Genomic DNA, 13,947 nt, shown 5'->3' on the forward strand with positions numbered 1-13,947 from the left:
GGGCCCGGGCCCGGGCCCATATGATCTTGGGCATGGCGACCCGCATCGTACAGATCAACATGAAGGCCCGGGACGATTCCGCGCTCGGCCGCTTCTGGGCCGCGGCGCTCGGTTGGGGCGTCGACAGCGAGGGCCCCGGGGTGACGAACCTGGAGCCCGTGGGCTTCTCGTACCCGGACCCCTCGGCCGTCTGCATCGACCTGGTGGCCAGCGCCGAACCGAAGAAGACCAAGAACCGGGTCCACCTGGACCTGGCCAGCACCTCCGCCGCCCACCAGGCGCAGCTGGTCGCGCGCCTGCGGGACCTGGGGGCGGCGCCCGTCGACATCGGCCAGGGCGACGTGCCCTGGACGGTGCTCGCCGATCCGGAGGGCAACGAGTTCTGCGTGCTGGAGCCCCGCCCGGTCTACGGGGACACCGGGCCGGTCGCCGCCGTGGTGGTCGACTGCGCCGACCCGCGGGAGATGGCCCGGTTCTGGGGGGCGGCGACGGACTGGACGGTCCACTCGGTGACGGACGACCAGGCGAGCCTGCGCTCCGCCCGCGGAGTCGGCCCGTACCTGGAGTTCGTCCGCTCCCCCGACGCCAAGAGCGGCTGGAACCGCGTCCACCTCGACGTCGCCCCGTACCGCGGCGGCGACCCGGAGGCCGAGGAGGCGCGCCTGCGCGCCCTGGGCGCCGGTGACCCGGGGATCGACCAGACCGCGATCTCGTGGCGGGTGCTGGCCGATCCGGAGGGCAACGAGTTCTGCCTGCTCAGCCCGCGCTGAGCACGGGCGGCAGCCGCGGGCCCGCCACTCCCCCACCGCCGCGTGCGGTCAGGCCGTACGGCACAGGGCGTGGTCGACGAGGGTGCGCAGGGCCTCCTCCTGGCGGGCCGCGGCCTGCGGGTCCGCGGAGCGGCTGTGGGCCGAGACGGTGACGGTGCGCCGGCCGTCGGCGGTGGCCGCGGCGCGGACGGCGTAGCCGAGGCCGCTGCCGCCGTGGCCGAGGTAGCGGCCCCCGCAGGACAGCGGGGTGGTGAACACGCCGAGGCCGTCCCGGGTGCCGTCCGGGTGGCCGCCGTCCGCGGGGACGGGGACGGTGTCGAGCAGCGAGGCGCGTTCGGCGGGCGCCAGCAGGCGTCCGGCGGCCAGGGCGGCGAAGAAGCGGTTGAGTTCGCGGGCAGTGCCCGTCATCGAGCCGTCGGCCCCGCTGTCGAAGGGGCGGTAGGCGGGGGTGGTGTCGACCAGCGGGCCGTCCGGGGCGAACTGCTGGTGGTTGGACGCGTGCGGGTGCGGGAGGCCGGGCCGGCCGCCGGGCGTGTCGGTGCGGCGCAGGCCGAGCGGGCGCAGGATGCGGTCGCGGACCTCCTGTTCCCAGGTGCGGCCGGTGACCTTCTCGACGACCATTCCGGCGAGCACGTAGTTGGTGTTGGAGTACTGCCAGGCGGTGCCTGCCGGGAAGGCGGGCGGGCGGCGCAGGGCCAGGCGCACCAGTTCGGCGGGCGGGTAGGCGCGCCGGCGGTCGGTGAAGTAGGTCTGGGCGCTGGGTTCGGGGAAGACGTCCGGGATGTAGTCGGGCAGGCCGCTGGTGTGCCGGAGGAGGTCGCGCAGGGTGATGGCGCGGCCGTCGTGGCCGGGTCCGGAGACGGTGCCGGGGAGGAGCTCCTCCACCGTGCGGTCCAGGGAGAGCCGCTTCTCCCCCACCAGTTGCAGGACGACGGTGGCGACGAAGGTCTTGGTGGTGCTGCCCAGGCGGAGGTAGCCGTCGGCGGGCACCGGGCGGCCCGTGGCCGGGTCGGCCGTACCGGAGCGGGCGGTCACCGCGCCCCGCGGGGTGTCGACGCGGACGGCCACCCCCGTGGTGCCCGCGGCACGGAGGGCGTCGGCGTCCTGTTGCAGGGACCAGGCGGGGCGGGTGGGGCGGGCGGGGTCCGGTGCGGCCGCGGCGGGCACGGCGGGCAGCGCGGGGAGGAGGGCGGCCGAGAGCGCCAGGGCCGCCGACGACCAGGACAGACGAGAAATGATCATGGTTCGAGGCTAGGCAGGCCGCGGGGGCGGCAGCCATGCGGTTCCCGCCCCTCCGGAGAGGGGGGCCAGCCGGATGGCCGACCGTCGGGGCGGCCCGTACGGTACGCGCGCACGGGGCGGCGGGACGGCGGGGGGCAGCGGCGGCACCCCTCCGGTGCTGCACGCATGCGCACGCGTGGGCGGCGGCCCGGTAGGCGGGGTCCGGGGGGCGTGTGTAACGCTGTGTGCATGTCGATCCTCGCAACCGCCGTGGTGCTGCTCGTCGCCGCGATCCACGTGTACATCCTGGTACTGGAGATGTTCCTGTGGACCGGGCCGAGGGGCCGGGCCGCCTTCGGCACCGATGCCGCCTTCGCCGCCGAGACGAAGGTGCTCGCCGCCAACCAGGGCCTGTACAACGGATTCCTCGCCGCCGGTCTGGTGTGGGGCGCGGTGGCGTCCGATCCGGTGGGCTTCCAGGTGCAGGTGTTCTTCCTGGTGTGCGTGACCGTAGCCGGGCTGTACGGGGCCGCCACCGCCAGCCGGAGGATCCTCTTCGTGCAGACCGTCCCGGCGCTGGTCGGCCTGGCCCTGGTCCTGGCCGCCGGCTGAGGCCGGACACCGGGCGGGGGCCGGGCACCGGGCGCAGGCCGGTGCCCGGCACCGGCGCCCGTCAGCGGCCGTAGGACATCAGGCGGAGCTCCTCCTTCTTGTCGTCACCGGACAGGTGGCCGGGGGTGATGAGGATGCGGCCGCGGTGGTAGACGGCCTCGCCCGCCAGCGCGTCGCGCTCGCGTGCCCGCCCGGCCTCCGCGTGCCGCATCAGCACCTCCGCCTTCGTGCGGCCGGGAGTGATGCGGACGGTCTGGCCCGGACCCTTCGCCGTCGGGGGCCGGTACGCGACCACGCTGCCGCCCTCCGCCCGCAGCGGCAGGAGCTGGAGCTCGCCGTACGTGGCGCCGAAGGTGAACTTCCCCCTGTCCAGGTCGAACACGCCCACCTTCCCCTCGCTGCCGAGGTAGAGGGTCCTGGCGTCGGCAGCCGCGCCGGGGCAGTTCTGCACTCCCTCGCCCGCGTCCCCGGCGCCGTTGCAGGGGCTCAGCTTGTGCCGGGAGATGTCCGGGGCCGAGCGCAGGGTGCCGTCGGGGCGCAGGGCCACGAAGGTCCAGTCGGAGGTCTTCCCACGGCTCCGGGCGAGGAGGACGACGGGGTCCACGGACAGGACCTTGTACAGGTACCAGTCCTTCCTCTGGAAGGTGTACGTCCATTTCACCCTGCCGGTGGCCGGGTCCAGTTCCTGGACCTCGTCGCGGGCGATGGGGCTGCCGATGGCGCACTGGCTGAGCAGCAGGAGGCGGGAGCCGCCCGCCGACTCGGCGGGGTAGCAGCCGCCCGTCTCCCGCGGCCGGGGGGCGAAGAGCTCCGCTCCGTCGCTGATCCGGTAGGCGGCGGCCGCGAGCGAGCGGCTGACCACCACGGTGTCGCCGCTGACGGCCAGGTGGACGGTCAGGGTGCTGTCGAGGCTGCCCTTCGCGACGAGGGCCCGGTGCCAGCCCGGCCTGCCGGTGCGCAGGTCGATCATCTGGAGCTGGTCGCACTTGGCCTCGTGGGAGGCCGCGTCGCGGTTCTGGTAGGCGATCACCACCCTGCCGTCGGGTGCGGCGTTGACCGGGGTGTCGCACACGGGGTGGGGCAGCGGCAGGGTCCAGGCGCGGGACCCGTCGGCCAGGCGGTACGCGGTGACCTCCTTGTACACCGCCTGGACGGCGAGGTCGCCGACGATCCAGAGGTCGTGGAGGAGGGTGGTGCGGCCGGGGATGTCGGTGGAGTTGGGGACCGCCCAGCCCCCGGTCTCGCCGGATGCGGGGCGCAGGGGGACGGGCGCGGCCGGGCGGGGCGGGGCCGCGTCGGCCGTCGGGGCGGAGCCGGGTCCGCCGCCCGCGCCGGTCGGCTCCGACCCGCCCGGGGTGGCGGCGGGTACGGAGGCGGCGGCCCGGCCGTCCCCGCTGCCGCCTGTGTCTGCGTCGCGCAGGACCGCGTACCCGCCGGACACCAGCAGGGCGAGGGCCAGGACGGCCGCGCCGGCTGCCGCCGCCGGGCGCCGCCACCACGGGCGGCGGGGCGGCTGCGGCGGGGGTGCGGGCGGTCCCGGCGGCGCGGGGCGGGCGGCGTACGGGTTCCAGAGGGCGGGCGGGGCCGGTCGCCGGGGGGCGTCGTACCAGGGCTGCGCGGAGCGCGGTGGGTGGGGCGGGTACGGCTGCTGGTGGCCCGGGGGCGGCGGGGGCGGCTGGCGGGGAGGGCCGGCGGACGGGGGCCGGCTGGAGGGCGGGGCCGCGTACGGATACTGCTGCGGCTGCTGCCCCTGTTGCGGATGGTGTGGCTGTTGCGCATGGTGTGGCGGTTGCGGATGCTGTGGCGGTTGCGGCTCCGGCGGCATGTGCCCGTCCCCCCGTCGTATGCGGTCCGGCGCCCCGGAGGGGGTGCGCGGACAGGTCGACACGAGTGTTCCAGCCCGGCGCGGGGGCGGGGCGGTTTCCGGCCGGAAGGCTGCCGGACCGTCAGTTTCCTTTTGTGGTGCGGCGGGAGTGGGAGCGGGTCCGCTTGATGAGGTATTCGGCTGCGAGGAGGTTGAGCAGCCAGGAGGTCCACGCGCCGGCGGCGTAGGCCGCGTCGAAGGGGGCGCCGGCTGCGTCGGCCACGGGCAGCCACAGGCGGATCGTGACGGCCGAGAGGATCAGGGCGTACGAGCGGACCGCCCAGGCGCGGTGGAGGTCGGGGCGGCGGCGCACGGCCCACAGGAGCGCCCGCGCGGAGGACCACAGGAGCAGGACGCCGAGGACGGCGAAGCCGAGGGGGCCGAGGGGGGCTGCCAGGGCCCGCGGGGCCATGACGAGGCCGCCGGCGCCGGTGGCGAGGACGGCGAGGAGGTAGAGGCGTCCCGTCAGCCGGTGTGCGCGGGGGTGGCGGCGGCGCAGGCCCGGGAGGAACTGCCAGGGGCCCAGGAGGAGGGCCGCGGTGCCGCCGCCGATGTGGAGGACGAGCGGGGTGAGGTGGGCGAGGTAGACGGCGCGCTGTTCGGGGAGGAAGGCCTCCGGGTCGAGGGTGAAGTAGCGGGCGGAGAGCAGGGCGGTGGCGAAGCCGAGGAGGGTGGTCGCGAGCCAGCCGGTGCGCCGCAGGAGGGTGCCGCGGGGCTTCGGCGGAGGGGCGGGGGCGGTCGCGGGCGGGGTTTCCGGGGCGGGTGCGGGCGGGTTCGGGGTCATGGGGGCGAGGCTAGGGAGCGGGCGGGGTGCGGGGCGTCCTCCCGGGAGGGGCTCCGGGACTGCCCCGGGAGGGGCGTCCGGGGCCGGTTCCGGGCGTTCCGTACCCCGGGCGGGGGACCGGTGATACCCCCACGGGGCGATGCGGGGGCGGGCGGCGGGTGGTTACAGTCCGGGGCCCGACTCCGTGCGCGCGGTGCGCACGCGCGGGGGCGGGTACGGTTCGCGCGGTCCGGTCCGGTGCCCGTACCGGTCCGGGTGCCCGTACCCGGTCCGGATGCCGGTACCGGTCTCCTCGTACGGTCGGGGCGTTCGAACCGGTCCGAATCCCCCCGTCCCCGTCCCCGTCCGGAACCGTGCGCGGTGCCCGCCCCTGTCCAGTGGAGTAGCCATGAGTTCGCCGATGCCCGACGGATCCGGGTCCGTCGCCGCCGCGCCGACGGTCCGGCGCGGTGTTCTGCCCGAGGGGCCCCGGATGCGGTGGCGGGGCGGGTACGCGCGGGTGGCGGCGGTGGTCCGCGGCCGGCCCTGGGTGGCCGACGGACTGCCGGCGGCCGGTTTCCTCGCCGTCATGGTGGTCGAACGGCTCGGCGCGGGGGCCGCGGCCGGCGGACTGCGGATCGTGCCCGCGCTCCTGCTCTCGGCGGTCGCCGCGGGCGCGGTCGCGCTGCGGCGCCGGGCCCCGCTGGCCGCCTACGCCGCGGGGACGGCGGCGCTCTCGGCGGAGGCGCTGTTCGTCCTGGCCAGCCCCGTGACCCCGTACGCGAACCTGGTCGGCGTCCACGCGCTGGGGCTGTACGCCGGCCGGCGCCGGGCGCTGGCGGGACCGCCGCTGGTCCTGCCGGGCATGGCCGCCTACTTCGGCGGGCTGGAGCGCACGTACCCCGTGATCCCGCTCGGGGTGCTGTTCCTGTGGCTGCTCGCGTGGGCCGTCGGGTACGGGACGGCCCGGCGCCACGAGGAGCGGGATGCGGCGCGCCGCGTACTGCACGACCGGGTGGCCGCCGACGAACGGGCGTGCATAGCACGCGAGTTGCACGATCTGGTCGGCCACACCGTGAACGTCATGCTCGTCCAGGCCGGCGCGGCCCGGATGCTGCTCGACCGCGATCCGCAGCAGAGCCGGGCCCTGTTGGAGGGTCTGGAGGGCGCCGGACGGGAGGCGCTCGGCGAACTCGACCACGTGCTGGGGCTGTTGCGGCGCGACGGTGCCGGACGGGTGCCCGGAGCGGCGGCCTCAGGGACCGTGACGCAGTCGGGGGACGGAGACGGGGACGGGGACGGGGGCGGCCCCGGACTGGCCGGACTGCCGCGGCTGGCCGAGGGGCTGGCGCGGGCGGGCCTGCGGGTGGACGTCCGGGTCGACGCCGCGGCGCAGCCGCTGCCCCGTACGGTCGACGCGTCGGCGTACCGGATCGTGCAGGAGGCGCTGACCAATGCCCTCAGGCACGGGCGGGCCCGGTCCGCGGTGGTCTCCGTCGCGGTGGTCCCGGTCGCGGCGGCCCGGCGGGGCGGTCCGCCCGGTGCGGGTCCGGCGGGCGCACTGGAGGTCGAGGTGTCCGACGACGGGGTCGGCGCGGCCGGGGGCTACGCGCCGGGCCGCGGCCTGCTCGGCATCGCGGAACGGGCCGCGGTGCTCGGCGGCCGGGTGGAGCACGGAGGGGGTGACGGGGGCGGGTTCCTGCTGCGGGCGGTGCTCCCGCTGCCGTGACCGTACGGGTGCTCGTCGCGGACGACGATGCGCTGCTGCGCGCCGGGGTGGCCCTGGTGCTCGGCACCAGGGACGGCATCGAGGTGGTGGGGCAGGCGGCGGACGGGCTCGAAGCGGTGCGGCTGTGCGGGGAGTTGGGGCCCGACGTGGTGCTGATGGACGTACGGATGCCGGGCGTCGACGGGATCGAGGCCACCCGCCGGATCGCCGCCGCGGGACCGGGTGCGCCGCGCGTGCTCGTCCTGACGACGTTCCACCACGACGCGTACGTCTGGGGGGCGCTGCGCGCGGGGGCGGCGGGCTACCTGCTGAAACGGGCCTCGCCGGAACGGCTGATCGACGCCGTGCGGACGGTGGCGGCCGGGGAGGCGCTCCTGGATCCGGTGGTGACGCGGGACCTGGTCGCGCAGGTGGTCGGCGGAGCGGGCGGCCCGGCGGCCGGCGGCGGTGCGGAGTTCGGGGAGGGGGCGCGCCGGCTGGAAGGGCTGACCGTGCGCGAACGGGAGGTGCTGCGCCTGGCGGCCGAAGGGCTGTGCAATGCGGAGATCGCCGGGCTGCTGGTCCTCGCCGAGTCCACGGTGAAGACGCACATGAAGCGGATCCTGGCGAAGGCGGGCGCCCGCGACCGCGCACAGGCGGTCGCGTTCGCGTACCGGGGCGGTCTGATGGCGAACCCGGGCAGGGGCGCGCCGGGGCCAGCCTGAGGTCGGCCCGGCGCCGGGTCGTCCCTTGCGGAGCTTGGCCGATGAGGCCGCGTCGTCCGGCGCGCCCCGCAAGGCGGAGGGCAGCCCGGGTGCGGGGCGCACCCGGGCTTTGCTGCAGCTCCCCGCGCCTCCGAGGCACTCGAAGGGGAGCTGAGACGGAGCGGGTGCAGTGCCGCGGGGCCCAGCACCGGAGGCCACGGAACCGCCAGGGTCCGGAAGGGACGGCCCCGGGGGGCGTCCTGTCGGCCGGGCCCGGTCCCGCGGTCCGCTGACGTGCAGCCGGCTCCAGACCGGGATCCGGTGCGGACCGGTCCGTCCCCCCTGCGGATCGCTGCTGGGCCGTCCGGCCCGTCCCGCGCCGCGCCCCGAGGCGGAGGCGGGCCGGTGCGATTGCGTACGAACGGGCCTCCCCGCGCCGGGACGGGCCCTGCGGCGTCCTCCCCCGGGCCGTGCCGCGCGGGCGGCCGACTGCGGGATCCGGAACGACCCGGCGGGCGGCAGGCACGGAGCGCCGTCCCCGGGGCCGGATCAGCCCGGTGCCGGTGCGCCTGCCCCCGCCGTCCCCGCGGGCAGGGTCGGGGCTCGCGCGGCGGACGTCACCGCCGCCACGGGCGCGGGTGCGCGCCTTCGAAGCCGTAGTGGTACGGGGCTTTACCTGTGGCCGGGGCGGCGGTAACTTCCCGGCGACGCAAGATTTTTCAGAAATTTTCTGCCTGTGTTTCCAGGGGTGCCGATCCCCAATTCCCCCACCGGCACCCCGGGGCAGGCCCTGCCTGGAGAATCACATGACACGCACCCCCACCCGGCCGCCGGGGCGCCCGGCAGCCGTTCTGGCCGTCGCCGCAGCCGGCCTGCTCGCCCTGGCGGGCGCACCGCCCGGGGCCGGCGCACCCCGTACCGTCCCCGCCGCGGCCTCCGCGACCGCCGCGGACAGCACGGCCACGGTCTTCTACTGGACGAAGACCAGGAACTGGTCGGCGTACAAACTTCACTACGCACCCGACGGCGGCGCCTGGACGGCCGTCCCCGGCGTCGCCATGGAGCCCGCCTGTACGGACTGGGTGAAGAAGACCGTCAGCCTCGGCGCGGCGGCCGGACTGCAGGCCACGTTCACGAACGGCACCGGCACCTGGGACAACAACGGCGGCCGGAACTACGCCCTCGGCACCGGGAGCATCACCGTCAAGGACGGGGTCGTCGCCCACTCCGACCCCTGCGCGGACGCCCCGCCCCCGACGGGCTCGAAGGCCACCGTCTACTACTCCACCGAGGCGCTCGGCTGGTCCACCGCCAACCTCCACTACCAGCCAGCGGGCGGGTCCTGGACCGCCGTCCCCGGCGTCGGGATGCAGCCCGCCTGCGCCGGCTGGTGGAAGCGGGAGGTCGACCTCGGCTCCGCCACCGGTCTCAGGGCCGCGTTCAACAACGGCAACGGCGTCTGGGACAACAACCGCGGCTCCGACTACGCGATCGGCGCCGGCGTCTCCACCGTCCGCAACAACACCGTGACGGCGGGCGCCGCCGACCCGTGCGCGGCCACCGCTCCCGACACGCAGGCCCCGACCGCCCCGCAGGGGGTGGCCGCCGCCGCGGACGGGGTCTCCGTACTGCTCTCGTGGGAGCCCGCCACCGACGACCGCGGGGTCGTGAAGTACCAGGTCACCCGCACGGGCGGCAGCGGCGGCACCCTGGTGACCGACGTGGGCTCGACCGTGTTCTCCGACACGGGGCTCGCCGAACGCACCGCGTACGCCTACACGGTGCGGGCCGTGGACGCGGCGGGCAACACCTCCCCCGCCTCCGCCCCGGCCGGCGCCACCACCGGGGACCGGCCGGCGGAGCCCTCCCCCGGCAGGCCGCTCGGCACCGATCCGCGCAAGGACCCGATCTACTTCGTCCTGACGGCCCGCTTCCACGACGGGGACCCGTCCAACAACCGCGGCGGCAGCCAGCACGTGAAGTCCGGGAACGCGGCGAACGAAGACCCCATGTTCCGGGGGGACTTCAAGGGGCTGATCCAGAAGCTGGACTACATCAAGGGGCTCGGCTTCTCCGCCGTGTGGATCACCCCGGTGGTCCTGAACCGGTCCGACTACGACCACCACGGCTACCACGGCTACGACTTCTACAAGGTCGACGCCCGGCTGGAGTCGACGGGCGCCTCGTACCAGGACCTGATCAACGCGGCCCACGCCAAGGGCATGAAGATCTACCAGGACGTGGTCTACAACCACTCCTCGCGGTGGGGCGCCAAGGGCCTGTTCACCACCAGGGTGTTCGGGGTCCGCGACACCCAGTGGAGCTGGTACTACGACGAGCCGAACAGCTCCTTCGAGTACGACGGCCTGACCGTGGAGCCCAAGTCGGGGAAGTCGTACTACAACGGGGACCTGTGGTCGGCGGACGCGCCCGCCGGGAACGTCTGCCTCGACTGGGGCAGGCCCACCGGCGGCCGGAGCCCCGAGGGCTACACCCTGTACAACTGCCAGTGGCCGAACCCCACCCGGGGCATGTTCCCGAAGGACCTCTTCCACCAGTGCTGGATCGGCAACTGGGAGGGCGAGGACTCCCGCTCCTGCTGGCTGCACGAGGACCTCGCGGACTTCAACACGGAGAACGCGCAGGTGCAGAACTACCTGATCGGCGCCTACAACAAGTACATCGACATGGGCGTCGACGGGTTCCGCGTCGACACGGCCGTGCACATCCCGCGCACCACCTGGAACCGCCGCTTCCTGCCGGCCGTCCAGGAGCGCGTCACGGCCCGCTTCGGGGCGCAGGCCGCCGCGAACTTCTTCGTCTTCGGCGAGGTCGCCGCCTTTGTCAACGACAAGTGGAACCGCGGCTCCGTGAACCACTCCGCGCAGTTCTACACCTGGAAGGAGCGCAGGGAGTACGACCCCGACGACGCGAAGGCCGCCCTGGAGATGTACGACTACGAGCAGCAGCAGGGCACCGGCAGCCAGCCCGTCTCCGCCAACGCCTTCCTCGACGGGAACACCTACCGCACCCCCGACCGCAGCCGGTTCTCCGGGATGAACGTCATCGACATGCGGATGCACATGAACTTCGGCGACGCCTCCAACGCCTTCCACAACGGCAGGGACTCCGACGACAGCTACAACGACGCCACCTACAACGTCGTGTACGTCGACAGCCACGACTACGGGCCGAACAAGTCCTCCGAGCGGTACACCGGCGGCACCGACGCCTGGGCCGAGAACATGTCCCTGATGTGGACCTTCCGCGGCATCCCCACCCTGTACTACGGCTCGGAGACCGAGTTCCAGAAGGGGAGGAAGATCGACTGCGGGCCCACCTGCCCGCTGGCCGCGACGGGACGCGCCTACTTCGGCGCCCACCTCGAGGGCTCCGTCACGGCCTCGGACTTCTCGAAGGTCTCCGCGGCCTCGGGGCCCGTCGCCACCACCCTCCAGCAGCCGCTGGTGCGGCACGTGCAGCGGCTCAACGAGATACGCCGGGCCGTCCCCGCGCTCCAGTCGGGGCAGTACTCCACCCAGGGGATCTCCGGCGACATGGCGTTCAAGCGCCGGTACACCAGCGGCACGACGGACAGCTTCGCCCTCGTCACGGTCTCGGGCGGCGCCACGTACACGGGCATCCCCAACGGCACGTACACGGACGCCGTCACGGGCGACGTGCGGACCGTCGCGAACGGCAGCCTCACCGTCGCGGCCCCCGGCAAGGGCAACCTCCGGGTGTACGTGCTGAACGGGCCCGGCAGGATCGGGGCGCCGGGACCGTACCTCAAGTAGCGCTCCGGGCCTTTGCATCCGGCCCCCGGAACAGGTGTCTGCGGATTCCACGGACACGCCGCCGGGGGCCTTTTGTTTAACAAAGCCCAGCAAACCTCTGGCAGCCGCGGGACCCCGGTCGGACCGCACCGGAGAACCGGGAAGCGCATTTCATCCGCAAAGCTTCCGACATCCGAAGTGGTTGAAGATTAATCCGCGGAATTCTCAAGCTTCTCAAATTGCGTCGTAAACGGGGAGTAAAGGGTGGCTGCGGCCCCTGGAATGCGCACCGGAGGCGGCCTCCTCCGGTGCAGGCCCGCCCCCGGCCGTACCTGCACCCGGCCGGCCGGCCCCACGTGCCCGCGCAGGCCCGCCCGAAACCTCCGCGCAGCGCCGCCCGACGCGGCTCTGGCAGGGATTGTCAGGGGCTCCCACCGGCTCCCGAAGCGACTCCGGAGGGGCCCGGGAAGGGCTCCGGAGGGGCGGACAGACGCTCGACTCACCTGCATCTGCGCAGGTCAACCCCGCAGGTAGCAAGCCGTACGTGGAGGGTTCTCCACAGGTTCGACGTAAATTGCACGCATCCCCCTTCCGGATGCACGGCAATGGTCTAGATTGACCCGTGCTTCGGACGACCGGACACGAACCGACACCTGATGATCTACGCGTCCGGCGCTACGGAAGGACGGCCGACAGGCCTGTCCTCGGCGCCGGATATGGGAGTGATCAATTCCCGGAGCCCGGGGGGGGGCGCGCAGGGAGCATTCGGAATTCGACGGGTTCCCCGGCGCCTCGGAAGTCTGGTAGAACTCTGATAGAACATGGAACTCCGCTTCCGCCTGGACGGGGTTCGCGCGGTGCTGCAAAACCGGTATGTCATTCTCGGGGGGCGGTGCCTTCCGGGGGAAAACAGTGTGCGGAAAACATTTCGCACCACTGGCGGCCTGGGGGGGTCCTGTGCAGCAGAGGGAGTTAGTCAGCCCGTTTCCGGCGGCGCGTGGGCGGCCGGTCAACGGGAAAATCAGAACGCCCGCAATCGAGTGGGAGCAGCGGTACCGCCGCACCGTGGTCGCCAGCGACACGGCGGCCACCGCCGTGGTGGTGGCGGGGATCGGCGTCTTCTTCGGGGCGCGCGACGCGGCCAACTGGCACGAGAACTGGGGGATCCTCGCCTTCGGCACCGAGCTGCTGGTGCTGGGAGCGCTCGCCGTCGGCCGGGCCTGGGCACCCGCCGTCCTGGGCCAGGGCGCCGAGGAGTTCCGCCGGCTCGGCCGCGCCCTGTTCGCCACGGCCGTGGTCCTGGCGCTCGGCGGCATCGCGCTGACCTCGCGGAACATCAAACTCTGGATCTTCGTGGCGATCCCCGCGATCGCCCTGGTCACCATGACCGCGCGCTACGCGCTGCGGCTGCGGCTGCACAAGCAGCGCCAGCAGGGGCGGTGCCTGACTCCGGTGCTCGCCGCCGGCAGCGCCGCCACGGTGCTCGACCTGATCGCCCGGGTCCGCAGGTTCCCGCACCTCGGATGGCGCGTGGAGGCGGTCTGCACCCCGGACGGGGCCGGGCTGGACGGCGACCGGCTGGACGGGGTGGCGGTCGTGGGCCGGCTGGACGACGTCGCGGGCCATGTCCGCCGGGACGGGTACCGCGTGGTCGCGGTCACCCCGGATCCGCACTGGACCCCGGACCAGCTCCGGCGGCTGGCGTGGAACCTGGAGGGCAGCGACGCCGAGATGGTCGTGGCCCCCGGGCTGATGGAGGTGGCCGGGCCGCGGCTGCACGTCGACGCGGTCCTCGGGGTGCCGCTGCTGCGGGTGAGCATGCCGGTCTTCACCGGGATCCCACGGGCGGTCAAGGAGGTCGTGGACCGGCTGGGCGCGGCCCTGCTGATCCTGCTGTTCGCCCCGTTCATGCTGTTCGTGGGGCTGCTGGTGCTGCTGGACAGCCGGGGCGGGGTGCTCTACCGCCAGCGCCGGGTGGGCAAGGACGGGCGCGAGTTCACCATCGTCAAGTTCCGCACCATGGTGGCCGGCGCCGACGGTGCGGCCCGCGAGGACCTGGCGGACCGGAACGAGGGCGCGGGGCTGCTGTTCAAACTGCGCCGCGACCCGCGGGTCACGCGGGTGGGGGCCACGCTGCGCCGGTACTCGATCGACGAGCTGCCGCAGCTGTTCAACGTGCTCACCGGCTCGATGTCCCTGGTCGGCCCGCGGCCTCCCCTGCCGGAGGAGTCCGCCGCGTACGGGCCCGACATCCGGCGGCGGCTGCTGGTGAAACCCGGGCTCACGGGCCTGTGGCAGGTCAGCGGGCGCAGTGATCTGCCGTGGGAGGAGGCGGTGCGGCTGGACCTGCGGTACGTGGAGGACTGGTCGCTCGCCCTGGACACGGTGATCTTGTGGAAGACGTTGCGTGCGGTGCTCCAGGGGCAGGGAGCCTACTGATGCGCGGTGCGTGCGGAAGGTACGGAAGGTGCGGTCCGGTCGGCTCGCGGACGGCAGGCCGGCAGGGCCTGTCCGGGGGGAGGAACGGCT

General features: G+C 74.3%; 9 protein-coding genes. 6 read left to right on the forward strand and 3 right to left on the reverse strand.

Features of this window, described 5'->3' with window-relative positions:
• The first annotated feature begins 32 nt into the window (after positions 1 to 32).
• Complete coding sequence (locus ACZ7JZ_RS21965; protein ID WP_470941685.1) at positions 33 to 770, forward strand: VOC family protein; 738 nt, start codon at positions 33 to 35, stop codon at positions 768 to 770.
• A gap of 48 nt (positions 771 to 818) precedes the next feature.
• Here the strand turns inward: ACZ7JZ_RS21965 and ACZ7JZ_RS21970 are convergent, their stop codons facing one another.
• Positions 819 to 2,012: a serine hydrolase domain-containing protein gene (locus ACZ7JZ_RS21970; protein WP_470941687.1), complete on the reverse strand. Its 1,194-nt coding sequence runs from the start codon at positions 2,010 to 2,012 to the stop codon at positions 819 to 821.
• Between the two features lie 228 nt (positions 2,013 to 2,240).
• On the opposite strand from ACZ7JZ_RS21970, the gene ACZ7JZ_RS21975 reads away from it, so the two are divergent.
• The gene (locus tag ACZ7JZ_RS21975) at positions 2,241 to 2,603 is read left to right on the forward strand and encodes a DUF1304 domain-containing protein (RefSeq protein ID WP_470941689.1); all 363 of its coding nucleotides are present in this window, start codon (positions 2,241 to 2,243) and stop codon (positions 2,601 to 2,603) included.
• A 61-nt stretch (positions 2,604 to 2,664) separates the two neighbouring features.
• Here ACZ7JZ_RS21975 and ACZ7JZ_RS21980 read toward each other — a convergent pair whose 3' ends face one another.
• Together ACZ7JZ_RS21980 and ACZ7JZ_RS21985 are read right to left on the reverse strand one after the other, a co-directional pair.
• Positions 2,665 to 4,044, reverse strand: coding sequence for an outer membrane protein assembly factor BamB family protein (locus ACZ7JZ_RS21980; protein WP_470941691.1), 1,380 nt, complete (start codon positions 4,042 to 4,044; stop codon positions 2,665 to 2,667).
• 505 nt (positions 4,045 to 4,549) lie between these two features.
• Positions 4,550 to 5,251 (reverse strand): DUF2306 domain-containing protein, encoded by a 702-nt coding sequence (locus ACZ7JZ_RS21985; RefSeq protein WP_470941693.1) that lies wholly within the window; start codon positions 5,249 to 5,251, stop codon positions 4,550 to 4,552.
• Positions 5,252 to 5,639: 388 nt separating this feature from the next.
• Here ACZ7JZ_RS21985 and ACZ7JZ_RS21990 point away from each other — a divergent pair, with 388 nt between their 5' ends.
• From ACZ7JZ_RS21990 to ACZ7JZ_RS22005, 4 genes are all read left to right on the forward strand, one after another.
• A complete protein-coding gene (locus ACZ7JZ_RS21990; RefSeq protein ID WP_470941695.1) occupies positions 5,640 to 6,959 on the forward strand; it encodes a sensor histidine kinase in 1,320 nt (439 codons plus the stop codon).
• Positions 6,956 to 7,663 carry a response regulator gene (locus tag ACZ7JZ_RS21995; RefSeq protein ID WP_470941697.1) on the forward strand — a complete coding sequence of 236 codons (708 nt, stop codon included), beginning with the start codon at positions 6,956 to 6,958 and terminating at the stop codon, positions 7,661 to 7,663. Before ACZ7JZ_RS21990 ends, ACZ7JZ_RS21995 begins: the two co-directional genes overlap by 4 nt.
• A gap of 785 nt (positions 7,664 to 8,448) precedes the next feature.
• On the forward strand, positions 8,449 to 11,439 hold the full coding sequence (locus tag ACZ7JZ_RS22000; RefSeq protein ID WP_470941699.1) for a carbohydrate binding domain-containing protein: 2,991 nt from the start codon (positions 8,449 to 8,451) through the stop codon (positions 11,437 to 11,439).
• A gap of 936 nt (positions 11,440 to 12,375) precedes the next feature.
• Positions 12,376 to 13,857, forward strand: coding sequence for a sugar transferase (locus ACZ7JZ_RS22005; RefSeq protein ID WP_470941700.1), 1,482 nt, complete (start codon positions 12,376 to 12,378; stop codon positions 13,855 to 13,857).
• The last annotated feature ends 90 nt before the right edge of the window (positions 13,858 to 13,947 follow it).

Source organism: Streptomyces sp. NPDC038213, assembly GCF_055600495.1.